The organism is Vaginella massiliensis, assembly GCF_900089075.1.
GTDB lineage: Bacteria > Bacteroidota > Bacteroidia > Flavobacteriales > Weeksellaceae > Weeksella > Weeksella massiliensis_A.
Genome location: NZ_LT593746.1, coordinates 112,880 through 138,254 on the forward strand (window position 1 = coordinate 112,880; position 25,375 = coordinate 138,254).

General features: G+C 39.3%; 18 protein-coding genes and 3 tRNA genes. 11 read left to right on the forward strand and 10 right to left on the reverse strand.

Annotated elements, in window-relative coordinates; genetic code table 11:
* Window positions 1-2 precede the first annotated feature (2 nt).
* Window positions 3-1,778 (reverse strand): DNA mismatch repair endonuclease MutL, encoded by a 1,776-nt coding sequence (gene mutL, locus BN8061_RS01695; RefSeq protein ID WP_068595878.1) that lies wholly within the window; start codon window positions 1,776-1,778, stop codon window positions 3-5.
* A 264-nt stretch (window positions 1,779-2,042) separates the two neighbouring features.
* Between mutL and BN8061_RS01700 the strand changes: the two genes are divergently transcribed.
* Window positions 2,043-2,987 (forward strand): DMT family transporter, encoded by a 945-nt coding sequence (locus BN8061_RS01700; protein ID WP_094745888.1) that lies wholly within the window; start codon window positions 2,043-2,045, stop codon window positions 2,985-2,987.
* 69 nt (window positions 2,988-3,056) lie between these two features.
* On the opposite strand, the gene BN8061_RS01705 is transcribed toward BN8061_RS01700, so the two are convergent.
* Together BN8061_RS01705 and BN8061_RS01710 are read right to left on the reverse strand one after the other, a co-directional pair.
* On the reverse strand, window positions 3,057-3,506 hold the full coding sequence (locus BN8061_RS01705) for a GNAT family N-acetyltransferase (protein WP_068595884.1): 450 nt from the start codon (window positions 3,504-3,506) through the stop codon (window positions 3,057-3,059).
* A 1-nt stretch (window position 3,507) separates the two neighbouring features.
* Window positions 3,508-4,305, reverse strand: a complete 798-nt coding sequence (locus BN8061_RS01710) for an SDR family oxidoreductase (RefSeq protein WP_068595887.1) — start codon at window positions 4,303-4,305, stop codon at window positions 3,508-3,510.
* A 178-nt stretch (window positions 4,306-4,483) separates the two neighbouring features.
* Between BN8061_RS01710 and BN8061_RS01715 the strand changes: the two genes are divergently transcribed.
* From BN8061_RS01715 to BN8061_RS01725, 3 genes are all read left to right on the forward strand, one after another.
* Window positions 4,484-4,558 (forward strand) — tRNA-Val (locus tag BN8061_RS01715).
* Window positions 4,559-4,594: 36 nt separating this feature from the next.
* Window positions 4,595-4,669, forward strand: a tRNA-Val gene (locus tag BN8061_RS01720).
* Window positions 4,670-4,705: 36 nt separating this feature from the next.
* A tRNA-Val gene (locus BN8061_RS01725) sits at window positions 4,706-4,780 on the forward strand.
* A gap of 95 nt (window positions 4,781-4,875) precedes the next feature.
* Here BN8061_RS01725 and BN8061_RS01730 read toward each other — a convergent pair.
* Genes BN8061_RS01730 through ileS form a run of 3 tightly spaced genes read right to left on the reverse strand, consistent with a single transcriptional unit; the run spans window position 4,876 to window position 9,331 of the window.
* Window positions 4,876-5,520, reverse strand: a complete 645-nt coding sequence (locus BN8061_RS01730) for a lipoprotein signal peptidase (protein WP_068595889.1) — start codon at window positions 5,518-5,520, stop codon at window positions 4,876-4,878.
* A gap of 9 nt (window positions 5,521-5,529) precedes the next feature.
* Window positions 5,530-5,916, reverse strand: coding sequence for a TraR/DksA family transcriptional regulator (locus BN8061_RS01735; RefSeq protein ID WP_068597852.1), 387 nt, complete (start codon window positions 5,914-5,916; stop codon window positions 5,530-5,532).
* Between the two features lie 7 nt (window positions 5,917-5,923).
* Window positions 5,924-9,331 carry an isoleucine--tRNA ligase gene (gene ileS / locus BN8061_RS01740; protein ID WP_068595892.1) on the reverse strand — a complete coding sequence of 1,136 codons (3,408 nt, stop codon included), beginning with the start codon at window positions 9,329-9,331 and terminating at the stop codon, window positions 5,924-5,926.
* 165 nt (window positions 9,332-9,496) lie between these two features.
* Here ileS and BN8061_RS01745 point away from each other — a divergent pair, with 165 nt between their 5' ends.
* The 3 genes from BN8061_RS01745 to BN8061_RS01755 are packed head-to-tail and all read left to right on the forward strand — an operon-like array spanning window position 9,497 to window position 12,936.
* On the forward strand, window positions 9,497-11,116 hold the full coding sequence (locus BN8061_RS01745; RefSeq protein WP_068595896.1) for a DUF4836 family protein: 1,620 nt from the start codon (window positions 9,497-9,499) through the stop codon (window positions 11,114-11,116).
* Entirely contained in the window at window positions 11,106-11,747 is a 642-nt protein-coding gene (locus tag BN8061_RS01750) for an ATP-binding cassette domain-containing protein (protein WP_068595900.1), read from the forward strand. Before BN8061_RS01745 ends, BN8061_RS01750 begins: the two co-directional genes overlap by 11 nt.
* A complete protein-coding gene (locus BN8061_RS01755; protein ID WP_068595902.1) occupies window positions 11,731-12,936 on the forward strand; it encodes a hypothetical protein in 1,206 nt (401 codons plus the stop codon). The genes BN8061_RS01750 and BN8061_RS01755 overlap by 17 nt, the downstream gene beginning before the upstream one ends.
* Before the next feature lie 49 nt (window positions 12,937-12,985).
* Here BN8061_RS01755 and BN8061_RS01760 read toward each other — a convergent pair whose 3' ends face one another.
* The 3 genes from BN8061_RS01760 to BN8061_RS01770 form a co-directional block, all read right to left on the reverse strand.
* Window positions 12,986-13,519: a hypothetical protein gene (locus tag BN8061_RS01760; protein WP_068595905.1), complete on the reverse strand. Its 534-nt coding sequence runs from the start codon at window positions 13,517-13,519 to the stop codon at window positions 12,986-12,988.
* A gap of 99 nt (window positions 13,520-13,618) precedes the next feature.
* A complete protein-coding gene (locus BN8061_RS01765; protein ID WP_068595915.1) occupies window positions 13,619-14,128 on the reverse strand; it encodes a hypothetical protein in 510 nt (169 codons plus the stop codon).
* Between the two features lie 208 nt (window positions 14,129-14,336).
* Window positions 14,337-17,948 (reverse strand): DUF2723 domain-containing protein, encoded by a 3,612-nt coding sequence (locus BN8061_RS01770; protein ID WP_068595918.1) that lies wholly within the window; start codon window positions 17,946-17,948, stop codon window positions 14,337-14,339.
* A gap of 125 nt (window positions 17,949-18,073) precedes the next feature.
* Between BN8061_RS01770 and guaB the strand changes: the two genes are divergently transcribed.
* Window positions 18,074-19,534, forward strand: coding sequence for an IMP dehydrogenase (gene guaB, locus BN8061_RS01775; RefSeq protein WP_068595920.1), 1,461 nt, complete (start codon window positions 18,074-18,076; stop codon window positions 19,532-19,534).
* Between the two features lie 53 nt (window positions 19,535-19,587).
* On the opposite strand, the gene BN8061_RS01780 is transcribed toward guaB, so the two are convergent.
* Window positions 19,588-21,213 (reverse strand): M1 family metallopeptidase, encoded by a 1,626-nt coding sequence (locus BN8061_RS01780; RefSeq protein ID WP_068595924.1) that lies wholly within the window; start codon window positions 21,211-21,213, stop codon window positions 19,588-19,590.
* Window positions 21,214-21,278: 65 nt separating this feature from the next.
* Here BN8061_RS01780 and BN8061_RS12345 point away from each other — a divergent pair, with 65 nt between their 5' ends.
* From BN8061_RS12345 to BN8061_RS01795, 3 genes are all read left to right on the forward strand, one after another.
* Window positions 21,279-22,136, forward strand: coding sequence for a tRNA-binding protein (locus BN8061_RS12345; RefSeq protein WP_317038971.1), 858 nt, complete (start codon window positions 21,279-21,281; stop codon window positions 22,134-22,136).
* Between the two features lie 128 nt (window positions 22,137-22,264).
* Window positions 22,265-24,166 (forward strand): molecular chaperone DnaK, encoded by a 1,902-nt coding sequence (gene dnaK / locus BN8061_RS01790; RefSeq protein WP_068595926.1) that lies wholly within the window; start codon window positions 22,265-22,267, stop codon window positions 24,164-24,166.
* A gap of 199 nt (window positions 24,167-24,365) precedes the next feature.
* Window positions 24,366-25,373 carry a ligase-associated DNA damage response exonuclease gene (locus BN8061_RS01795; RefSeq protein ID WP_068595928.1) on the forward strand — a complete coding sequence of 336 codons (1,008 nt, stop codon included), beginning with the start codon at window positions 24,366-24,368 and terminating at the stop codon, window positions 25,371-25,373.
* Window positions 25,374-25,375: the final 2 nt, after the last annotated feature.

The window sequence follows — 25,375 nt, forward strand, 5'->3', positions numbered from 1 at the left end:
ATTTATTTTAATTTTTTTTCGATTAATGCTGTGCTGAATTGCAAGAACACGGGTTTGCCATAGGGTGTAAAATTAGGTTCGTCCAAATCCAACAATTGTTGTACCAAAGCAATTGCCTGCTCTTTCTTGAGGGTTTCACCTTTTTTGATTGCCGAATTCTTTGCAAAAATCTTTGCAAATGATCGATCGAAATTTACCACATCGTTGAAGTCTAATTCTTCTACAAAATCGGCAAAAATTCCTACCACGTCATTCTGATCTAGATCTACAGGAATCGCTTTTACAGCAATAGACTGCGCTTCGAATTCTAAATCGAATCCATAACTTATCAACAATTTTTCGATCGATTTTATTTTATCTATATTCACCAAAGTCGCCTCCATCTCTATCGGAAACAACAACTGCTGAGCAAGCGCATGCCCTTCATTTGCCTGCAAAAACCGTTCGTACAACACTTTTTGATGCGCTCTATGCTGATCGATAATCAACAAATCGCCCCTATACTCCACCACCAAATAGCGATGATTCCATTGCAAAACTTCGAGCTGTTGCGCATCTTCGAGCTCGAACAATGCTTCTACCTTGCTATTTTCTGTGGCAATCGCCTGCACATCTTTATAATAATCCAAATTTGCCCGAATAAGGCTAGAAGACGGACGAGAAACGGGTTCGGTGAAAGGATTGAAATCGGGTTTTACAGAAATTTTAGGCTCAACAATCGGTTTGTCTTTTGATACATTGAGAAAAGCCCAATTGGGATTCTGATCAAAATCTAAGCTGGGCGCAATATTGAATTGCCCCAAACTGTGCTTGATGGCAGTGCGCAACATCTGAAAAATCGTTACATCTTCTTCGAATTTGATTTCGGTTTTGGTCGGATGAATGTTGATGTCGATTTTACTCGGGTCGATTTCTAGGTATAAAAAATAACTCGGCGTGTAGCCCGCTGGCAACAAACCTTCGAAAGCATCGATGACGGCTTTGTGCAAAAACGAATTTTTGATGAATCGATGATTGACAAAGAAAAATTGTTCGCCTCTCGATTTTTTGGCACTTTCAGGTTTACCCACAAATCCGTTTATTTTTACAATATCGGTATCTTCGTCTATCTTCAACAATTGCGTTTCTATTTTTTTACCAAAAACTTGTACAATGCGTTGTTTTAGATTGCCCGCTCTTAGATGGTAAACATCGGCGCCGTTGTGCATCAACTGAAATGCGATATCGGCATGAGCCAATGCAACCCGCTGAAATTCGTCTTGAATATGACGAAACTCTACTTGATTCGATTTCAAAAAATTTCGCCTAGCTGGCACATTGTAAAACAAGTTTTTTACCGCAATCGAAGTTCCTGTTGTCGCCACCACAGGTTCTTGATTTTTCACTTCGCCACCTTCGATCAAAATCAGCGTACCCAATTGCTCTTCGGCTGGCTTGGTTTTGGTCTCTACCTGGGCAACGGCTGCAATCGAAGCGAGCGCCTCTCCACGAAAACCTTTGGTCCTGATGTTGAAAATATCTTCTGTTTGTCGAATTTTAGAAGTTGCGTGTCGCTCAAAAGCCATTCGAGCATCGGTAAGGCTCATTCCTTTTCCGTTATCGATCACCTGAATCAAGCTTCGACCAGCATCTTTTACAATCACTTTTATTTCGGTCGCACCAGCATCTACCGCATTCTCCATCAACTCTTTGATCACCGAGGCTGGTCGTTGCACTACTTCACCGGCAGCAATTTGATTGGCAACATGATCTGGTAATAATTGGATAATATTTCCCATCTATTCTTTGGCTTGCTTCTTATGTATAAGCTACAAATATACGAACTTATGTAGGCTTTTTTGAACTAAGTAAAAAGAATCAATATGCATTTTTCATACTGCCGTATACCTCATCGAATGCGTTTCCTATGGTTGGATTTTGATTTTGAAAAGGCTATGAAAAGTTTAAGTATTAAAAACAAACTGAAATATTTGTAATAAAATATGCAACGACAGCCAGAAAATACAGAAAACATTCTGCAAATTTGCGAAAGAAAATGCTGCATGAAAATATCATTACAAAACTGGCTCATATTGCTTTTATTGTCGCTTACTTGGGGGAGTTCTTTTATCCTAATCAAACAAGGTTTGGTCTCGTTCTCACCTTTCCAGGTGGGCGCTTTGCGCATGACGATCGCCGCTGGATTTTTGTCGATTTGGGGTTTTAGAAATCTCACTGCAATTCCGAAATCTAAATTGAAGTGGGTAATCATCGCGGGAGCCAACGGAAATTTCATTCCCATGTTCCTTTTCCCAATTGCACAAACACGCGTAAGCAGCTCTATGGCAGGCATTCTCGATTCGCTTGTTCCTATCTTTGTTCTACTTTTCGGATCTTTATTTTTTCGTCAGAAAACTTTAATCAACCAAGTTTTAGGAGCAATCGTTGGTTTTATTGGTGCTGTTTTGTTGATTGGTTTTGATGGTTTGAACGGTGAAAATAGCTTCTGGCATTGCTTGTTGATTATTTTAGCCACAGCGATGTATGGAATGAATAGTTTAATCATTACGAACAAACTTTACGATATTCCTCCATTTCGGTTATCGACCTCGCTTTTTACAATTTGGCTTTTTCCTGCCTTGATCATTCTATTCTTTTCTGGTTTTTTCGAAAATTTTGTTGGTACACAAGTCCAATGGCGAAGCTTAGGCTATGTGGTGATTTTAGGGTTTATCGGGACTGCTTTGGCTATGATGTTGTTCTACCGCCTGATTCAATCGACGGGGGCTATTTTCGCTTCGATGGTGACTTACCTCATGCCAGTTGTCTCGGTATTTTGGGGAATAATGGTGGGTGAAAATATCACGTGGATACACCTGATTGGGTTTGTTCTTATTTTGGTTGGCGTTAATCTTATCCAACTGAAAAATGCAAAAAATCAACTCAATAGCTGTTGCGAATCATCAAATCATACAGCGATTAACGAGGAGTTTCAGTCAAAAGGTTGAGGTTGGATGATGAGCATCCTTAGAAAAAATCAGCCAAAAAAAACCAATGATGCTGAATGGGCATTTGATTTATTGTCGAATCATGTCGATGTGCGGAATTGCGTCTATTAAATATTCGTCCGAAACGGTTACGAAACCAAGTGATTCGTAAAAATTTTTAAGGTATGCTTGCGCCGAAATTCTGATTGTATTTTCGGGATAAAGATTCTTCAAGATTTCGATAGCATATTGCATCAGTTGCCGACCATGATTTTGATTACGGAATTTTAGATTCGTCAAAACTCTACCAATTGCTACTTCTTGGGCATAAGCGACACCAACGGGTAACAATCGGGCGTAAGCAACAATTTCTTCGTCGATTTCTGCCCAAAAATGGAGTGCCTGCAAATCTTTATTATCGCAATCTTGGTAATGGCAATTTTGCTCCATCACAAAAACTGCTGTTCGCTGTTGCAAAATACGATACAATTCGTTGGGTTGTAATTCTTGAAATGATTTTAATTTCCAAATCAGTTTCATCTTAATCCAATTTAGAATATTTAGCCAAAATATTTTCGAATGTTTTTTGTGGTAACAAGTTTTTCAATTTCACCGAGAAACGTTGCATTCTCTTACCGATATAATAATGCGGTTTCAAATTTTTACGATGCATCAAGCTTTCGATAATCGGAATTAACTTTTCGGGCGGTGTGCCATGCTTCACTTCTTCGTCTATATAGGCAACCAAATGCTGGTATCGCTCTTTATGAAAATCAGACACCGTACTTTTCACGCGACTTTCTGCAATATTGGTTTTGATATCACCAAAATTGAGGGTTGTAATCTCTATACCAGTATTGCGATTTTCTAAACGCAAGGCTTCGGTAAGCCGATCTATTGCGCTTTTGGATGCCGAATAATAACCTCTATAAGGCAGACCCATATTACTTGCAATCGACGAAACATTGAAAATGTATCCGCTTCCCAAGGTTCGCATATGTTGTAAAACCGCCTGAATGGTGTACAAAGTTCCAAAAATATTGACATTAAAAAGTTTCTCGACATCTTCTTTCGAAGCGTCTTCTACAGCGCCCAACATCCCTATCCCAGCGTTATTAATCAAAACATCGATGCGTTTGCTTTCTGAAATAATTTGTTCTATCGATCGAAAAACATTTTCTTTATCGGTAACATCGGTCGGAATGTGTTTGAAGGATTCTTTACCATTTGATGAACGCGAAAGTCCATAAACAAGATGCCCTTTTTGCTGAAAATAATTCGCCAAGGTGAATCCGACTCCAGAAGAAGAGCCGGTGATTACCACAACTTTTTGCTTCATAGCTTCGGTGTATTGCTTAGGCTACAAAGCTACTGAAATCGTGAAAAGATAAAAAACTGTTGTCTATCGTTTTTTTATTTAATTGAACATTAAAGCATTATAAAAAATATGTCATTTTTTTTATAAATTGATTTGTATAGTTCAAAATCAGTCCTATATTTGCAATCCGAATACGAAAGGTCTCTTAGCTCAGCTGGTTCAGAGCACCTGCCTTACAAGCAGGGGGTCACTGGTTCGAATCCAGTAGGGACCACAAGAAAACGTTCTTATCTTTGTTTTAATTTTTAGAGGGCTCTTAGCTCAGCTGGTTCAGAGCACCTGCCTTACAAGCAGGGGGTCACTGGTTCGAATCCAGTAGGGCCCACAAAGTAGTTTTACTTTATCTTTCTAAAAATTTATTGGGCTCTTAGCTCAGCTGGTTCAGAGCACCTGCCTTACAAGCAGGGGGTCACTGGTTCGAATCCAGTAGGGCCCACAGAAAAAACCTCAATATCTTGTGATGTTGAGGTTTTGTTTTTTTATACAATTCAATCCTAAAAAAAGACTCAATTGCTTGAGTCTTTTGATTGTTTAGAGGTGAATATGTTCACCTGTTTTGGTAATGAATGCTTTTTTTCTAAATAAAAACAACAAGATTCCGCCAACCGTAATTGCCGAATCGGCGATGTTGAACACAGGTTGAAAAAATTTATAATGCGTACCACCGACAAAGGGCACCCAAGTTGGCCAATCGAACTCTACAAGCGGAAAGTACAACATATCGACTACGCAGCCTTGCATAAAACTGGCATAACCACTAAAGTCGGCTGTTGCCAAACCATGATACCCCATCCATGCCTTCATTTCTTCGTTGTAGGTTGTTCCTTGGTCGAAAATGATACCGTAAAACAAACAATCGATCACATTACCTAAGGCTCCTGCCAAAATCAAAGCAAGAGGAATGGCGAAATAATTGTTTGCTTTTCTAAACATCCATTTGGTTACAAACCAAATGATTAAACCAATAAGCACAACGCGTAGAATGGTCAACAGATACTTACCGAATTGTCCGCCAAACTCAAAGCCATATGCCATTCCTGGATTTTCGACAAAGGCCAAATGAAACCAATCGAACACCTTGACGCTTTCGTACAGTTCGAAATTGGTTTTGATATAGAACTTCGACAATTGATCGATTATCAAAACCAATAGCGTGATACTCCAAACTTTTTTCAAAACAGTATATTATCGTTGCATATTTTTAGCTTCTATACTCAGGGTCGCGTGTGGAACTAACTTCAACCGTTCTGGATTGATTAATTTTCCTGTTACACGACAAATGCCGTATGTTTTATTTTCGATTCGAACCAAAGCATTTTTCAAGTCGCGAATGAATTTTTCTTGTCGCGCGGCAAGTTGTGCATTTTGTTCTTTGCTCATGGTTTCCGAGCCTTCTTCGAATGCTTTGAAAGTTGGCGATGTATCATCTGTCCCGTTCGATTTATCGTTCATGAAAGATTCTTGTATCAGGAATAAATCTTTCTCTGCTTGTTCTAGTTTTTCTTCGATAATCGACCTGAATTCTGCTAATTCCTTATCAGAAAACCTTACTTTTTCTTCTGTATTATTCATCATAAGTTTATAGTTTATTAAGCGTTAAATTAAATTGTTCATCATTAATATCAACCGATGTTCCTTCGAGGATTGAGCTTGTGAAAATCAAACTCTCTGCCAAAGTTTCGGCACAGATGTAATCTCGATTAGATTCTACTGCTTTTTGGATGATTGGGTTGTTTTCGAGCTTTATTTCGATCTTATCTGTTACATCTAGACCAGAATCTTTTCGAATATTTTGAATTCTATTAACCAATTCTCTTGCGATGCCTTCGTTTATCAATTCCTCTGTAAGCGTGAGATCCAACGCTACGGTAAGATTACCATTGGAGGTAACCGTCCAACCTGGAATATCTTTGGTCGAAATTTCGAAATCTTCTACCTCTAAGGTATAGGTTTTCCCTTCTATATTCAAATCTATTTTTCCTTCGGATTCTAGTTGCAAAATCTCCTCGTTCGACATTTGAGCTGTTGCATTGGCAATTGCTTTCATTTCTTTTCCAAATTTTGGACCTAAGGTTTTGAAATTCGGTTTAATGGATTTCACTAAAATGTCGGAAGCCTCTTGATTGGTCAACAGTTGAATTTCTTTGACGTTGACTTCTTGTTTCAACAGCGAAGATACTGCCTCTAGATTTTGTTTCATCTCCTCGTTCAACACTGGGATGATTACTTTTTGCAAAGGTTGACGTACCCGCATATCACTCAACTTACGCAAAGACAAAATCATGCTGGTTGCTTGCTGAGCCAAGTGCGTTTGTGCTTGTAATTTCTCGTTGATTAGCTTTTCGTCTTCTGCTGGTATCAAAGCCAAATGCACCGATTCTGCAGGATTTTTGCCTGTTACGGCATTCAAATCTTTGTATAAACGATCCATAAAGAACGGAGCTACTGGCGAAGCCAAAATCGCAACGGTTTCCAACACGGTGTAGAGTGTTTGGTAAGCTGCAATTTTATCGGTAGAATAGTCTCCTTTCCAGAATCTTCTTCGCGAAAGGCGTACATACCAATTGGATAGGTTGTCGATTACAAACTCTTGTATTGCACGAGTTGCTTTGGTTGGCTCGTATTCTGAATAGAATTTATCGACATTTTTTACCAAGGTATTCAACTCTGATAAAATCCATTGATCCAACTCGGCACGTTGTTCTACTGGAATTTCTTCTTCGACATAAGTAAAGCTGTCTACATTTGCGTACAGTGCAAAGAACGAATAAGTATTGTACAAAGTTCCGAAGAATTTGCGGCGTACCTCATCAACTCCTTCCAAATCGAATTTAAGATTTTCCCAAGGTTGTGCGTTCGATATCATGTACCAACGGGTTGCGTCGGGACCGTAGTTTGCCAATGTCTCGAACGGATCTACTGCATTTCCTAAACGTTTCGACATTTTTTGTCCATTCTTATCCAATACCAATCCATTAGACACTACATTTTTGTATGCGATAGAATCGAATACCAGTGTTGCAATGGCATGCAGGGTATAGAACCAACCGCGCGTTTGATCCACTCCTTCGGCAATGAAATCGGCCGGATACATGGTTCCATTATCGATTTCTTCTTTGTTTTCGAACGGATAATGCACTTGTGCATAAGGCATAGCACCCGAATCGAACCAAACGTCGATGAGATCAGCTTCGCGTTTCATTGGTTTGCCCGAAGCCGAAACTAAAACGATGTCATCTACTATATTTTTATGCAAATCAATCAGCTCGTAATTCTCATCACTCATGTTGCCTACCTTGAAACCTTCGAACGGATTTTTGGTCATGAATCCTGCCTCGATTGATTTTGCTATTTCATTCATCAATTCTTCTACCGATCCTATGATGATTTCTTCTTCTCCTTCTTCTGTACGCCAAATTGGCAAAGGAATTCCCCAGTAACGTGAACGCGAAAGATTCCAATCATTTGCATTTTCTAACCAGTTACCAAATCGGCCTTCGCCTGTTGCTTTTGGTTTCCAATTGATTTCTTTGTTCAATTCTACCATACGGTCTTTGACGTCGGTAACTTTGATAAACCAAGAATCCAACGGATAGTACAAAATAGGCTTATCTGTACGCCAACAGTGTGGATAACTGTGCTTGTATTTCTCTACTTTGAAAGCTCTGTTTTGCTCTTTGAGTAGGATGGCGATTTCTACATCTACCGAACGTTCTGGCGTTTCGCCCTCATCGTAATATTCATTTTTTACATATTTCCCACCAAAACCATTTGGCAAACTGGCTACAAATCGACCTTGTAAATCTACCAAAGGTACAGGATTTCCATGCTGATCTAACACTAACATCGGCGGTACGCCTGCATCTTTGGCAACCTTGGCATCGTCTGCACCAAAGGTTGGCGCAGTATGCACGATTCCAGTACCGTCTTCTGTGGTAACAAAATCTCCTAGAATGACCTGAAAAGCATTTTCTGCATTCTCGTAAGGCAATGCCCACGGCAACAACTGCTCGTATCGTGTACCCACCAATTCGCTTCCTTTGAATCCTTTCGAGATTTTGAAAGGAATACTTTTGTTTCCGCCTTCGTAATGCTGCAAATCTTCATCAGATTCGATTTCGAAATACGGTTTTGTGAATTGTTTAGCCACAAGATTTTTAGCTAAAATCACTTTTATTGGCTCGAAGGTGTATTGGTTATAAGTTTCGATCAACACATAGTCGATATTTGGTCCCACGGTGAGCGCTGTATTCGAAGGCAACGTCCAAGGTGTGGTTGTCCAAGCCAAAATGTACACATCACCAGCGAGATCTTGTAACAGTTTCGAACTTTCTTTTTTCGCTCTGAATTGTGCCACAATGGTGGTGTCGGATACATCGCGGTATGTGCCAGGCTGATTCAACTCATGAGAAGAAAGCCCGGTACCAGCCTTTGGCGAATACGGCTGTATCGTATAGCCTTTATACAACAAGCCTTTGTCATAAATTTGTTTCAACAGCCACCAAACCGACTCCATATATTTGGGCTTGTAGGTAATGTACGGATTTTCCATATCAACCCAATAGCCCATCTTTTCGGTAAGTTCGTTCCATTTGTCGGTATAACGCATCACGGTACGTTTACAAGCTTCGTTGTATTCTTGTACCGAAATTTTGGTTCCGATATCTTCTTTGGTGATTCCCAATTCTTTTTCGGTTCCCAATTCGACAGGCAAGCCGTGCGTGTCCCAACCTGCTTTTCGAAAAACTTGCTTTCCTTTTAAAGTTTGATAACGGCAAAAAATATCCTTAATCGAACGAGCTAAAACATGATGAATTCCGGGCATTCCGTTTGCCGATGGTGGTCCTTCGTAAAATACATAAGAATTCTTTCCATCGCGAGAACTGATACTTTTTTCGAAAACGTTTTGTTCTTTCCATTCATTCAACGTTTCATCTGCTATCCGAACTAAGTCTAAATGCTTATACTCTTTAAAATTCTTTGCCATTTATTTAAAAAATTTCATTTTTATCAAGGTTTGCGAATATACAGATAATATCGCTTTTATCCTATACAAAACTGTACAGCTGAGTGTTAATTTACAAAATGTTAATTATTCGTAAAGATCGCAATTAAAAATTATCAAAAAATAAAAAAATTGTATTTTGGTTTCATGAAAATATTCACGCAAAAATCTGGTTTATTTATCCTCCAGCTTGTTTTAGTATTCAACTTGGTTGGCTGTAGAAAAAGCGTTGAATACGAACGCTTGATACCGACCGATGCCCAAATGGTCACCGTAATCAATCCGAAAACGATTGCCTCCAAAGGAAATCTTGCCCAATTGGATCGTTTTCAATTCGTTCAATTTATCCAAAACAGTTTATTAGAAGGCTCAAAAGAAGAACTGAAAATCTGGCAAGAATACAAATCAGCACCCGCAAAGATTGGGTTGGATCTGAATCGTCCGATCTATATTTTTACAAAAGAAATTCAGAAAAAAATATACGTTGGGCTCAGCATGAAGATGAACAACAAGGATGATTTTGAAGAATTTATCGAAAAAATTTATGAAGCTAAACGCAAAAAAAAGGCAAAGTTTAAAGAAAAAGATGGCTTTACTTTTTTGGAAAATTTCGAAAAACCGCTGATTGGTTGGAATAAAAATTCGGTTTTCGTCTTGGCATCAGAATATGGAAATCTGCCACAGCATATTGACGCGGCGTATCATCAGATAGTGAAGCAAGATTCTAGCTTGTACGACAATCCAAGTTTTGGCGATATGATGAGTAATTCGCAAGATATAAGCGTTTGGTACAATGATTTGTTTCTTGCAAAACTGAATCCACAAGCGGTCAAGAATACCCCGAAATCTTCTAACTACAACTACTGGATCACGCATATTTCGTTTGTAAGCGACGGCATCAGTTTTACTCATAAATTTCATCCAAATTCGACATTGAAAAAAGAACTCGAGAAAAAACCGATTTGGAAAAAAGCAACACAATCTGACCTGTTCGATTTCGTTCCTCAAACATCATATTTCAACCTTTACTTCGATATTTATGGCGAACGAACATACGATTTACTAAACCAACAACAATTTGTAGATCAATTACTTACGCAAGTCGGAATTGAATTAGACCAATATCCGAACAGTTTCGAAGGCAATATGATGATGAGCGTTTTCGATTTTCGAAACCAAAGCTTTGGTACACAGCTGGATACCGACGCGAATGGATCAAAAATTTCGAAGCTTAACGAAATGAGCATCCCGCTTTTTGTATTGGTCGCCAAAATGAAAGACAAGGCTTTTATTGACCAATTCGTGGCTCAAAATTCTTCGAAACTCAGCGTTAAAAATACTTATTGGCAATGGAATACAACAAAACAATTTCCACTGTACCTCAGCCAGCAAGATGATTATTTATTTGTGACCAACAGCGAAAAACAGATGCAAAAATTCACTCAAAAAACAACAGAAAATCCGAGTTTCAAACAAAGCATCTATGCCGAAAATGCAAAATATCCTTTGTACTTTTATGCCAACTTGGATCTCGATCAATATCCCGTAGACGCGCAGCAATTGCTGCTCAGAATGTTGCCGCAAGGTAGCCATGAAATTTGGCAACCATTGTTCGATCAGTTGCATTATTTAGACCTGAAACAAACCGATCATTATACCAAAACTGGAAAAATATTTTTCAAAGATAATAAGCGAAATGCGTTAGAAAATCTATTAATTGGCTTGGACAGAAGCTACACCAACTTATTTTTACAAAATGCAAATTAAAATTCGTCATCTCATCCCGCATCCGCTCAAAGAATTTGGATTTGAAGAGTCGATGATTTGGGACAAAACCTACCGATTCGACCAAGGAAAATACTACCAATTGGTGGCAGCTTCGGGAATTGGCAAGTCGACTTTCATCAATATTTTGTACGGAATAAGGCACGATTACGAGGGAGAAGTAAGATTTGACCAACAAAATATTCGTGATTTGAAAGAAAAAGATTGGACCAAGATTCGAAATACAAAATTGGGCTATGTTTTCCAAGGATTGCATTTGTTTGAAGAGCTCAGCTTAATGGAAAACATTCAGTTGAAAAATAAGCTCACCAATTTTGCAAGCGTCGAGCAGATTGAGCATTGGATAGAACGCGTTGGATTATCGCAACATTTGTACAAAAAAACGCAATTGTTATCGTACGGTCAGCGCCAGCGAATTGCCATTGTACGAGCCTTGTGTCAGCCGTTTGATTTTTTGTTGCTCGATGAGCCTTTCAGCCATTTGGACAAAGAAAATCAGACGCTGTTATTGGATTTGATAATTGAAGAGGTCGAAAAACAAAAGGCCGGAATTATAGTAACTTCGCTGCATACCATAACCGATAAAAGAATAGATCATGTGGTGGAACTCTAAAAATCTTATCGATAAGTTGTTTCGTAAGAACCTCAGTTTTTTACGTCTAATTTCGTTTCTCATTTTTTCGTTTATCGGGTTGTTTATCATGCTGTTTGCGATGAACTTGTATTTGGATTTGGCACCAAAATTTAAGGACAAATCCAACATTTGGAAAGGACAGTATCTGGTAATCAACAAAAAGATATCGGCTTTCCAAACCTTGAGCGGACAGCAAGCCAATTTCGATTCGGATGAATTGGAAGAGTTGAAAAATCAGGATTTTGTAAAAAACATCGGCACATTTCAAAGCAGTCAGTTCCCTGTAAAATTACAGATTAGCGGAATTGCTGGGATTAGAGGTTTTTCTACCGATTTGTTTTTGGAATCGATTCCGAACGACTTTCTCGATGTGGATCTTGCATCTTGGCAATGGAAAGAAGGCGATCGCACAATACCGATCATTATTCCAAAAAATTACCTCAATCTGTACAATTTCGGATTTGCAAGTAGCCAAGGTTTGCCACAGGTTTCGGAGAGTTTGTTCAAACAAATTCCGTTTCAGATTGTGATTGGTAAAGGAGAACATCAACAAATTTACCTCGCTAAAATTGTGGATTTCACTAATAAAATTAATACCATTCTGGTTCCTGATCATTTTTTGACTTGGGCAAACGGTCATTTTTCTACCAAGAAAAATCTACAACCTTCGCGCATCATCATCGAAACAGTCGACCAAGCCAATCCCGCTACCTTGCACTATTTGGAGCAACAGAATTACGACCTCAATCGAGATGAATTGAAAAATAATGAGGTGATGTTCTACCTGAAACTTGCTTTTGGGATTGTGGTGGGCATCGGATTGATTATCATTTTGGCTTCGTTGTGGTTGTTGATCATCAATTTCCAATTGATTATCGAACGCAATCGAGAAAAACTAAGAGATTTACATTTTATTGGATATTCACCAAAACAACTGATTTCGCCTTATATGAAATACGCCTTTGCGAGTTTGTTTTTTACGTTTTCCCTCGCATTGGTTGCGGTATTTTTGGCCATGAAATTTATACATCAACGGCTGAGCGACCTAGATTTAGATGAATCGAAGCATTTTGGCGTTGTGGTCGCGATTGGATTTGGAATGTTGGTTTTGCTGCTCTCATTCAACTACCTGACGATAAGAAGTTCTATCCGCAAAAGTATATCATAAAAAAAGGTTTCCTTCAGAAACCTTTTTTTATGATGAGCTATGCAATGGGCTAGAATTTATATGCTGCTCCGATTCCTATTGTGCCGGCTGAACTCTTGTCTACATAGTTTCTGTTGTCGAACACATATTCATGACGAGAAGTAATGTTCTTGAAGAATCCAAAAAATGTAAATTGATCGAAATCGTATCCGATTTTTGGTTGAGCATAAAACCCTCCGTCTACATCACTGCTTAGCGAAACAGCGTATCCTAAATCTAATCCGGCGTAGAATGGATCTGCAAAATGATAGGTTGCAGAAGCAGCTACAGGCAAGAAACTTACATTGGCAAATTTAGATGTTCCTACGTTATTGCTTTCGACATCTTTCCCTACAAAATGATCGAAGGCTATTGCACCACCAACTTTCAAATTATCAATCACTTCTACGCGATATGCAGCATCCACACCAAAATTGAACGAATGCGTTTTTGAAATATCACCCGTTGGGAAACCTAAATGAACGCCCAATTCTAAACCTTCTTGAGCCTGAACGCCTAATGCCATTCCGAAGGAAAAAGCTAAACCTAAAACAATTTTTTTCATAATTTTTATATATATAATTTTTACAGAATCAAAAAAAATACCATAAAAAAAGAGTAGTCACAAAACTACTCTTTTCTTATGATAATCAATTACGTTTTCTTAGAATTTGTATGCAACACCTACTCCTACCGAACCGATGTTCCAGTCGTTGGTGTATTTTACATTCAAGAGTTCGTATTCGTTTTTACCAGCTACTCCTTTGTAGAAACCGTAAACGTCAACTGCAGCTCCGCTATATCCTACTTTTGGTTGGTAATAGAAACCTCCATCCATATTGTCTTTTGTAGCGAAAGCATATCCTAAGTCAGCTCCGACAAAGAAATTTTGAGTTGGATTAAATTTAGCTGAAGCTGCTAAAGGAATGAATCCAAAATCGTCTACATCATCTTTACCAATGAAGTGGTCGTAACCAGATGCTAAACCTAATTTGAAGTTTTGTGCAATTGGATAAAGGTACGCCACATCTATACCGATATTGAAACTTGATACATCACTCACATCACCTACAGGAATTCCGACATGAACTCCACCCTCAACACCAGTCGTTTGAGCGTTAACACCTGCGATACCGAATACTGCAACAGCTGCAGCTAAAACTAATTTTTTCATAATTATAATTTTAAATTATTGTTTCATTTTTGAACATTGGTATAATTCCAAAACGTGTGCCAAAATGCTTTAATCAAGTCAAAATATTAGATATTAAAAATATTAAACACTAATAATCAATATTTTGCAGTTAACAAAGTTGTCAATTATCATAAAAAAAAGCAGCACCAAAAGTGCTACTTTTCTGTCTTTTTTCGTGTCAAAAAGGTTATTCGCCCACCAATTTATACATATCGGTTTGTTCTTGATTGTAATAAACAGTGTCGATATCAGCAATGATACTCAAGGTTTCCATCACTTCGTTGAATTTATTTACCACCTGCACTTCTTCGCTCGACGAAATCTGATTATCTTTCATAAATTCATTATACAATTTAATGAAAGCCAATTTCTTAGGTAAATACAAATCTTTGAATTTGATCAAAGCGGCTTCTTTCTTCGCAGAAGCGGCCAAAGAAGAAATCTCGTTGTAGTTGATCATCATCAGATCGTTGTTCACACTGCTTAGCTCTGAGCCAACTGATGCCGATACTTTTCCTTTTATTTTTTCTAAATATTGTTTATTCTCTTCCAATCCGTTTTTGGCAAAATCGATGAGTTGTTTCGATTTCGAATCTTTGCCCAAGTTTGCATAAACACCTGCAATTCTACCAATATTCAATCCGTACCCATACTGTGGCCATGCAGGAATTTCTTTCATCAGCTTGTCCAATACTTTTTCTGCTTCATCTTTTCTTTCTTCGGCAATGAGATCTTCGGCTAATCTAATGGCAACATTGCGGAAAGAAGAGGCATAATTGCGCTCGTTCTGACTGAATGAAGCTTTTGGGTTGTTGAAGCCTCCCCATCTGAATTGTTCAAAAGTTCGTTTCAGTGCTTCGGGATTCGAATTTCCTATTTTTCCGTTACTGCCAAATTTGTTGTAAATCGGAACGAATTTGTACGATAATCCTGCGTATTCTAAATAGTTTTGCAAATAGAAAATATTAGAATTGTCATACACCCCGCCTCCACTGAAGTACAAAGCGCGATCCCAATTGTAGTTTGCCAATAGTGACAACATCAACAAATCTGCTTTGTATAGGGTGCGTCTTTCGATATTGATGACAATGTGGTCTACAATTTTGTCTTTGTCTTTCGGATTTACCAATCCGTATTTCAAGGCATTTTCTTTGTTTACGGGTACAATAATTTTGCTTACGGGTAAGAAATTGGCTTGCCCAACTTGGTAGCCATAAAAATCTGCCAATGCTTTTTTCGCCGGATTTTTATTATCCAAAATAAAATCCATCGCTTCCTTGGCCGTCATACTGTCTTGGGTTGCATACTTTTCGACGCCAGCCAAAACTTTATATGCATTCAAGACCTGTGCAGCATCGATACGCTGATCAACCATATAGGTTTGAGCTTGCTCTACTGGCATCTCGGTCAGCTCTGCAAGCGTTGTGCCTTCTTTTACGTACGAATTTACCTCATCGAAGAATCCTTTTATCGTCGAATTCATAATGAGAATATTGTCGTTGGTTCCGTTTTGATAATCGGTATATTTCAAATTCGAAGGTAGTCCTTGTGCATTATAAGTTCTGCGCAGCAATTGTTCGATATTCCACGGCGAATGAGCCAGAGTAAGATTGGCAATCTTCACATCGTCTCGGAACAATTCGGTTTCTTGTAGCCCCCAAAGCGGATAGGTATCGTTGTCCCCATAGACAAACAACACCGAATTTTTGTCCAATCCGACCAAATAATTGTACGCCAAATCGTGAGCAACAGAACGCTCGGACCTGTCGTGATCATCCCAATTCTGAAATGCCATCAAGATTGGAACTATCAGCGTAAGTGCTGTAATGGCAAACGCTGCTTTGGAGTCTAAGGTTTTCTTTCGCAATTTTTCTAATCCCAAATAAATTGCCGACACGCCTATTCCTACCCAAATGGAGAATGCAAAAAATGAACTCACCAATGCATAGTCGCGCTCTCTAGGTTCGAATGGTTTTACGCTGGTATAAAAAATGATTCCAACACTGGTCAACATAAACAAGGCTAAAACCGCCCACCAATGGGTGAAATTTCGATTGAGTTGAAAGAAGAAGCCCAACAATCCCAACAACAAAGGCAGCATATAGTATACATTATGCCCGTCGTTTTTGTATTCGATAGGTAAAGTTTTCTGATCGCCCAAACGCGGTGTATCGATAAACGAAAAACCAGAAATCCAGTTTCCTCTCACGGCTTCAAAACGCCCTTCTAAATCGTTCTGACGCCCAGAGAAATTCCACATGAAGTAGCGCAAAAACATATAGTTGATCTGGTAATCGAGGAAATAATTGAGTTGCTGCCCAAAAGTTGGCGGCTCTATTGTTAAGATTTCACTATACTGTTTCAGGTCGGCGACCTTCAAGCTACCATTTTGTTGTTTAGCAATGAGATCACCATAAGCTCTTTCTGCTACTTGACGTTTCTGCGCTTTGGTTTCTTCATCATCTTGATAGTTATTAAAATAAGCAGTATTCAAAGAAAATTCAGGGAAGCCATAGATTGCGGCATAATTCTCCATAACGTCTGGCTTCTGATCGAACATTTTCGGGAAGAATTTCACATATTTATCATTGTACACATAATCTTTCCGATCATAAACTTTTACATATTTCCCAATTCGATTATCTTTCACATATTCGGCTCCCGTCGTTTTGCTTACATAATTTCCGCTTGCATCTCGTTCTATTCCATCATCGGCAATGTGAGCAGTATAGACTGGTCCATAAGTTGTAGGCCAATCGCCGTATTGTTCACGGTTGAAATAATCCAACATTCCCAAAGCCGTATCGGGGTCGTTGAGGTTCATATGCGGATTTGCATTGGCTCGTATCGGGATCACCAACCAAGAGGTAAATCCGATCAGCATAAAAATCACACACCACACCGCGGTATTGAAAAGGGGCGATTTTCTTGAGTATTTTATTAATAAATAGAAAGTTCCTAAAATCAAGATGGTTGTGATAAAGGTACCCGAATGAAAAGGCAACCCTAAACTGTTGACTGCAAAAACCTCGACTTTACCATAAAGCTTCATGGTTAAAGGGAAAATCAATTTGAAAGTGAAAGCCAAAATCAAAACCGTTATGATATTTCCGATAATAAAACTTTTGACACTGAATTGATTTTTACGAGCATAGTAGAAATAACAAACCACAGGCACTGCCAAAATTGCCATCAAATGCACCCCAATCGACAAGCCGATAACTAGCGAAATCAACACCAGCCATTTGTTGCCTCTCGGCGAATCGGCGTCGGCATCCCATTTTACGCCCAACCACACGATGAGCGCAGTAAACAACGAAGCCATAGCATAAACCTCTCCTTCTACCGCCGAAAACCAAAAAGTATCGGAAAACATAAAAACAGAAGCGCCTACCACGCCTGCTCCTAAAGTAATGATTTGCTGCGATTGGCTAAGCGGAATATCGTTGACCGAAATCGTATTATATTGCGTTCCGAAAAATAATTTACGAACAAAAAACGTAATGATCCAAAACAAAAGCATTACCGTAACTGCACTATAAATTGCAGAAGAAGCATTGATAATGGTCGCATAATGCGCTCCGTCGCCAAAAGCTAAAACACTCCAAACCGCTCCGACCAACTGAAAAAACGCCGCACCTGGAGCGTGGGTTACCCCCAATTTGGCAGACGATACAATGTATTCGCCACAATCCCAAAGACTCAGGTAGCGTTCCATAGTAGACAAATAAACAATTGCTGCAACCAAAAACATGGCCCAGCCCAAATAATTATTCCAAGTATTGAATTTCAATTTCATAATCAAACAATCCTATGACCTTGCGAAAATACTATTTTTTTGATTATTGGTCGATTCTCGAATAGTTTTATATTTATTAATTTGATTTCTCATGCATTTACTTTATATTTGCTTGGCAAAAAGCAATGCCTTTATCTGATAAAATTATCCAAACAGGATTCACCTTCGACGATGTACTTTTAGTACCATCTTACTCAGAAATCCTCCCAAATCAAGTTTCGCTTAGAACTCGTTTGACCGAAAAAATTCAGCTCAACATCCCAATTGTTTCGGCTGCGATGGACACCGTTTCCGAATCTAAATTGGCCATTGCCTTGGCACGTGAAGGCGGTCTTTCTTTTATTCATAAAAATATGAGCATCGAAGAGCAAGCCGCACAAATCGACCGTGTAAAACGATCTGAAAACGGTATGATTGCAGACCCTATTACCCTAACCCGAAAACATACCCTGCGCGATGCCGAAGAATTGATGGAGCAATACAGCATCTCTGGATTACCGGTAATCGAGAAAGACCGTACATTGGTAGGAATCATCACCAATCGCGATATTCGTTACCAGAAAAATTTAGATCAATTGGTAGAAGAAGTCATGACCAAAGAAAACATCATCACGTCTGACATCAATACCGATTTGGATAAAGCGAAAGAAATTTTGCTGCGAAATCGTATAGAAAAATTACCTATTGTTGACGAGCACAACAAACTGATAGGACTCATCACCATCAAAGACATCGACAACTTGAGCGAATACCCCAATGCAACAAAAGACGAAAGAGGAAGATTGCGCGTGGGTGCTGGTGTAGGTGTTGGCGCTGAAACGTTGGAGCGCGTACAAGCCTTAGTTGAAAAAGGCGTTGACATCATTGCGTTGGATTCTGCTCACGGTCATTCTAAAGGAGTGATCGACAAAGTAAAAGAAGTACGACACGCATTCCCAGAGTTGGATATTGTAGGAGGAAATATTGTAACGGCAGCCGCAGCAAAAGATTTGATCGACGCTGGAGCGAACGCTCTAAAAGTAGGAGTTGGTCCAGGATCTATTTGTACTACTCGCGTTGTAGCTGGCGTTGGTGTGCCACAGCTCTCGGCAATCTACGATGTACACGAATATGCCAAAACCCGAAACGTCTCGATAATTGGTGACGGTGGGATAAAACTCTCTGGCGACATTGTAAAAGCAATTGCGTCTGGTGCAAATGTCGTGATGTTGGGCAGCTTGTTTGCTGGTACAGACGAAGCGCCTGGAGAGGAAATCATTTATCAGGGTCGAAAATTCAAAACCTATCAAGGAATGGGATCTTTGGCTGCAATGAAACGCGGATCGAAAGATCGCTATTTTCAATCGGATGCCAAAAAATTGGTTCCAGAAGGGATTGAAGGTCGCGTGCCTTACAAAGGTTCTATACAAGAAGTGGTGTATCAGCTTTGTGGTGGATTACGCGCCGGAATGGGCTACTGCGGAACCGCTACGATTGACGAACTCATCAACAACGGCAAACTGGTTCGCATTACCAATGCTGGACTCAACGAAAGTCATCCGCACGATGTAGTCATCACCAAAGAAGCTCCGAACTATTCGAACTAATAAATTCTTTTCGATCTAAACAAAATCGCTCTACAACTAGGGCGATTTTTTATTTACCTCCATTCGACCAAATACGACTTCAAGATGTTGAAATCGGACTTCTTACCGTTGAAAGTTTGCCAATTGGTTGTTGGATAAATCGTTGCTCCATTCGCTAATCGAAGCGGCATAGAAAATCCTTCTACCACCTGAGTATAACGAAACTGTAATTGATCATGTTCGATCTTTGTCTCCAACAGCGGAATTTGAGTTGTACGCAGGTATTGCTCGAAAAAAGCTTTCAGATCTAAACCAGATTTTTGCTCCAAATATGCCTCAATATCTTTTCCGTCAACCGTTTGATGATAAAAATCTTTGTTGAGAGCACGAAGGATATTTTTGAACTTTTCATCATCATTCAACCAGGTACGAAAAGTGTGAATCATATTGGCACCTTTGTAATACATATCGCCACTCCCCTCTTGCTGCACCCCGTAAACGCCAACAATCGGAATATCATTTACTATTTTCATACGCGTACCAATCACATAATCTCCGGCAGCTTTTTTACCAAAATGCGTTTCTACAAAAAGCGTTTCGGCATAGGCTGTGAAAGCTTCGTGCACCCACATATCGGCAACATCGTTGGTCGTGATATTGTTTCCGAACCATTCATGTCCAGCCTCGTGAACAATGATAAAATCCCACTTCAATCCCCAACCCGACCCCGAAAGATCACTGCCCAAATAGCCGTTCATAAACTTATTACCATAGGCAATTCCGCTTTGGTGTTCCATCCCAAGATGAGGCGATTCAATCAATTTGAAAGAATCTTCGTAAAAAGGATACGGTCCAAACCAATCTTCAAAACTTTGGAGCATTTTTTCGACTTCGCCAAAATGGATCAAGGCTTTATCCATATTATAATCCAACACATAATGATTGAGTTCTAAATTCCCTTTCAGTCCTTTATAATTCTTTTTGATGTTGAGATAATGTCCTATCGAGGGGATGAGGTTGTAGTTGTTGATCGGATTTTTCACTTCCCAAGTAAAACTTACCTTTTTGTTTGGAAGTCGTTTCACTTTGCTCAACTTTCCGTTTGCAACCCCAGTTAACCCTTCTGCCACAATGATCTCTAACTTCGCGCCATGGTCTGGTTCATCGCCCTGATAATCTTTATTCGGAAACCAAGCACTTGCACCCAAACCTTGCACTGCAACACTTAGCCAGGGTCTGCCTTTTTCATCTTTCGTAAAAATCCATCCGCCATCCCAAGGCGCATTCACGGCTTCGTGTGGATGTCCGTTGAAATATATTTTCAATTCGTTCTTTTTGGGTTTGAGCAGATGAGCTGTTTTGACGAAAAATACATTTCCCTCGCGAGTAAATTCGGCCTGTTTGCCGTTGATTAACATTTGAGTTATCTGCATCGGTTCTTGCAAATCGATCTGCATCAGCTGATGATGATTTGGCTTGGTCACTTCGAATTTGATGCGATTCACACCATTTATTTTTTTCTGTTTTTCATCCACATCAATAGTCAAATCATAATGCTTCACATCCCACCAATCTCTGTATTGCGTATTGCTTCCACGCAAGGTATCTTGTCTGGTATACGTTCTTTTGTGATGCAATACTTGAGCCTGGGCGAAACTTGTAAGTAGTAGGATGAGGGTCAAAAAGTAATGTTTTTTCATTTTAAGCGTTTTGTCAAAAATAGTATATTTAGACCAAAAAATAAATTCGATAATCTTAAAAGAAAATGCTCACTTCGGAAGAAATCAAGACGCGCATCAAAACCTTTCGAGAACAGCAGGCGACTGTAGAAGGTGTACAATTTTTGATGGCACAATACGATTTATCGCATCCTTTGTTGAAGCAAATTGTTTTTCGAGAAGAGGAAAGTCAGAACTCTCTGCTTTTAACAGCTGAAGGTTCAGCAGAAACTGGATTCAGAATTCGAATTCCGAGAAATATTCTAAACTTCGATCTCGATTTGGTTGTCAACCTGCTGATGCACGAAATTTATCATCTACACCAACGCTCTGGTGATCATTTCGTTGACGAACGAAGCGAACGAGAATGGCAGGCGTATACCGAAATGATTTTTCATCAGCGATTTCCACAATTGCCAACGGTCGAAGATCGTTATTTGATAGGTTTTGCCAAAAAAGCCTTACATTATTACAGTCAAATGGGCGAAGGCAGTACGTTGCAAAAAAAATATGCTTCGCAAAAAACTGTCGTGGAACAATACTTAGAATACCTCGAAAACAAACAACCGAAATCACATGTCGAATGGGCAGATTTCGAAAAATTGGATATGCGAGTTGGGACAATTTTAGAAGTCAACGACTTTCCGAAGGCTCGTAAACCATCTTACCAACTTTTGATAGATTTTGGGGAAGAAATCGGCACAAGAAAATCTTCTGCCCAAATCACAGCCTTGTACAAAAAAGAAGAATTGGTGGGCAGACAAATCATGGCCAATATCAACTTTGCACCAAAACAAATCGCCAACTTCATGAGCGAATGTTTGGTAATGGGCGTTTACCACGACGACCACGTTGTATTGCTTGATGTAGAGCGAGCTGTGCCAAACGGCTCTAAAGTTGGATAACCGTATATGTGACAATATGTCACCTCGACAACTCCATTTGTCATAAAACTTTCCAATGGCACAAAGATTGACTATTAGCTAGTCGTAATCACAATTAATAAATCAAAAAACTAAAAAATATAAACGAAATGAGCAAAATAATTGGAATTGACTTAGGAACTACTAACTCATGTGTATCGGTTATGGAAGGATCAGATCCAACCGTAATTCCGAATGCAGAAGGTAAAAGAACCACCCCATCTATTGTAGCATTTGTAGAAGGTGGTGAAATAAAAGTAGGTGACGCTGCAAAACGTCAGGCTGTTACCAACCCACACAAAACGGTATATTCTATCAAACGTTTTATGGGTACTAAATTCAATAACGATCAAGCAGAAATCGATCGCGTTCCTTACAAAGTAGTGAAAGGAAACAACGACACGCCTGTAGTTGATATCGACGGACGCAATTATACACCACAAGAAATCTCTGCTATGATTCTACAAAAAATGAAAAAAACAGCAGAAGATTATTTGGGTCAAGAAGTAACACGTGCAGTAATTACAGTACCTGCCTACTTCAACGACGCGCAAAGACAAGCGACCAAAGAAGCTGGAGAGATTGCAGGTCTCAAAGTAGAACGCATCATCAACGAGCCTACTGCAGCGGCTTTGGCGTACGGATTAGACAAAGCGAATTCTGACAAAAAAATTGCAGTTTACGACTTGGGAGGAGGTACTTTTGATATTTCTATCCTCGAGCTGGGAGACGGTGTTTTCGAAGTATTGTCTACCAATGGTGATACACACTTAGGAGGCGATGATTTCGACGATGCCATCATCAATTGGTTGGCATCAGAATTCCAATCGGCAGAAGGCGTTGACCTGAAAAAAGATGCGATGGCATTGCAACGTTTACGCGAAGCTGCAGAAAAAGCGAAAATCGAGTTGTCATCTTCGGCTCAAACCGAAATCAACTTGCCGTATATCACCGCAAACGAAACCGGGCCAAAACACTTGGTGCAAACCTTAACACGTGCAAAATTTGAGCAATTGACAGACGACTTGGTGCGACGTTCTATGGAGCCTTGTAAAAAAGCATTATCAGATGCTGGATTATCAACTTCTGACATCGACGAGGTTATTTTGGTAGGAGGTTCTACTCGTATCCCAAAAATCCAAGAAGAGGTAGAAAAATTCTTTGGTAAAAAACCTTCTAAAGGAGTAAACCCAGACGAGGTGGTAGCGATTGGAGCTGCAATTCAGGGTGGTGTTCTGACAGGAGATGTAAAAGATGTCTTACTATTAGACGTTACACCGCTTTCTTTAGGAATCGAAACCTTGGGTGGAGTTTTCACGAAATTGATTGAAGCCAATACGACTATTCCGACCAAAAAATCTGAAATTTTCTCTACCGCAGCAGACAATCAGCCAGCCGTAACCTTACGCGTAGGTCAGGGTGAACGTCCGATGTTCAACGACAATAAAGAAATCGGAAGATTCGATCTTACCGATATTCCACCTGCACCACGTGGAGTGCCACAAATCGAAGTTACATTCGACATCGACGCCAACGGAATCTTGAATGTTTCTGCCAAAGACAAAGGAACAGGAAAAGAGCAAACCATTAAAATAGAAGCGTCATCTGGTCTAAGCGAAGCAGACATCGAACGCATGAAAAAAGAAGCGCAAGAAAATGCTGCAAAAGACGCTGAAGCCAAAGAAAAGGTTGAAAAAATAAATGCGGCAGATGCGTTAATCTTCCAGACCGAAAAACAACTGAAAGAATATGGCGACAAATTGCCAGCAGACAAAAAACAACCAATAGAAGATGCACTTACCGAAGTAAAAGCTGCACACGCAAGTCAGGACGTAAAAGCAATTGATGCTTCTATGGAAAAACTAAACACTGCTTGGAATAATGCTTCGCAAGAAATGTACGCTGCCATGAACCAAGGACAAGGCGATGCTGCACAAGGTGCTGCAAATCCAGACCAAGGCAATGATTCTGGCGATGATGTACAAGACGTAGAATTCGAAGAAGTGAAATAACGAGCAATTAACATCACGCAACAATAAGCAACAAACCGCTGTAAACTATAGGTTGACAGCGGTTTTTTTATGCCTTAAAATTCCTCTCCTCATTTCTGTTTTATTGCAACACTATCCTCCAAAATTATTTATGGAAACATTTTTGCTATAGAATTATTGACATTTAAATCAATAAGTTACTATAATTCAAATCTTGTCATTGAAGAATTTTATTCAATTTTCATCTAAAGGCATTTATTGCATTCCAGGAAAATTCTATTTAGATCCATGGAAGCCGGTAGACTATGCAATAATTTCTCATGGACACGCAGATCATGCACGTTCTGGAATGAAACATTATTTATGTCATCACTACACCAAACCTATTATTCAACATAGAATTGGTAAAGATATATCTGTTGAAAGTATTGGATACAATGATCCTATCAATATTAATGGCGTTAAAGTTTCTCTTCATCCAGCAGGACATTTAATTGGTTCTGCTCAAATAAGATTGGAATGGAAAGGTTATGTATTTGTATTTTCTGGAGATTATAAAGTAGATGAAGATGAAATTAGCACTCCTTTTGAGCCTGTAAAGTGTCACACTTTCGTTACAGAATCAACTTTTGGCTTACCTATTTATAAATGGCAGAAAAACGATATCTACAAAGAGCAACTAACGAATTGGGTTCATCGTAATCAAGAAAACAATAAAACCAGTGTCTTTTTTGGGTATTCGCTCGGAAAGGCACAACGCATTATGAAATTAATTGAAGGCATTGATGAAATTTATGTTCATTCGGCGATTGATAATTTAAACAAAGCTATAGAAAGTACGGGTTATGAAATTCCAGAATACCATAGAATTGACTGGGATAATAAAAAGCAAATGGATGGTAAAATTGTGATACTTCCTCCTGCCCTATTAGGTTCTAATATGATTAAGAAGGTTCCCAATGCAGCGACAGCAATTTGTTCGGGTTGGATGCAAATTAGAGGTAACAGAAGATGGAAATCTGTTGATGCTGGCTTTCCTGTCAGCGATCATGCGGATTGGGATGGATTAATTTCTGCAGTTAAAGCAACAGAAGCCGAAAAAGTATATGTAACACATGGGTCTCAGGCTACTTTTGCTAAATATTTAAATGAAATTGGGATTGAGTCTTATGAGCTAAAGACAGAATATGGCGAAGAAGAAAAATCCGAAAGCGAGTTAAAATCCTGACC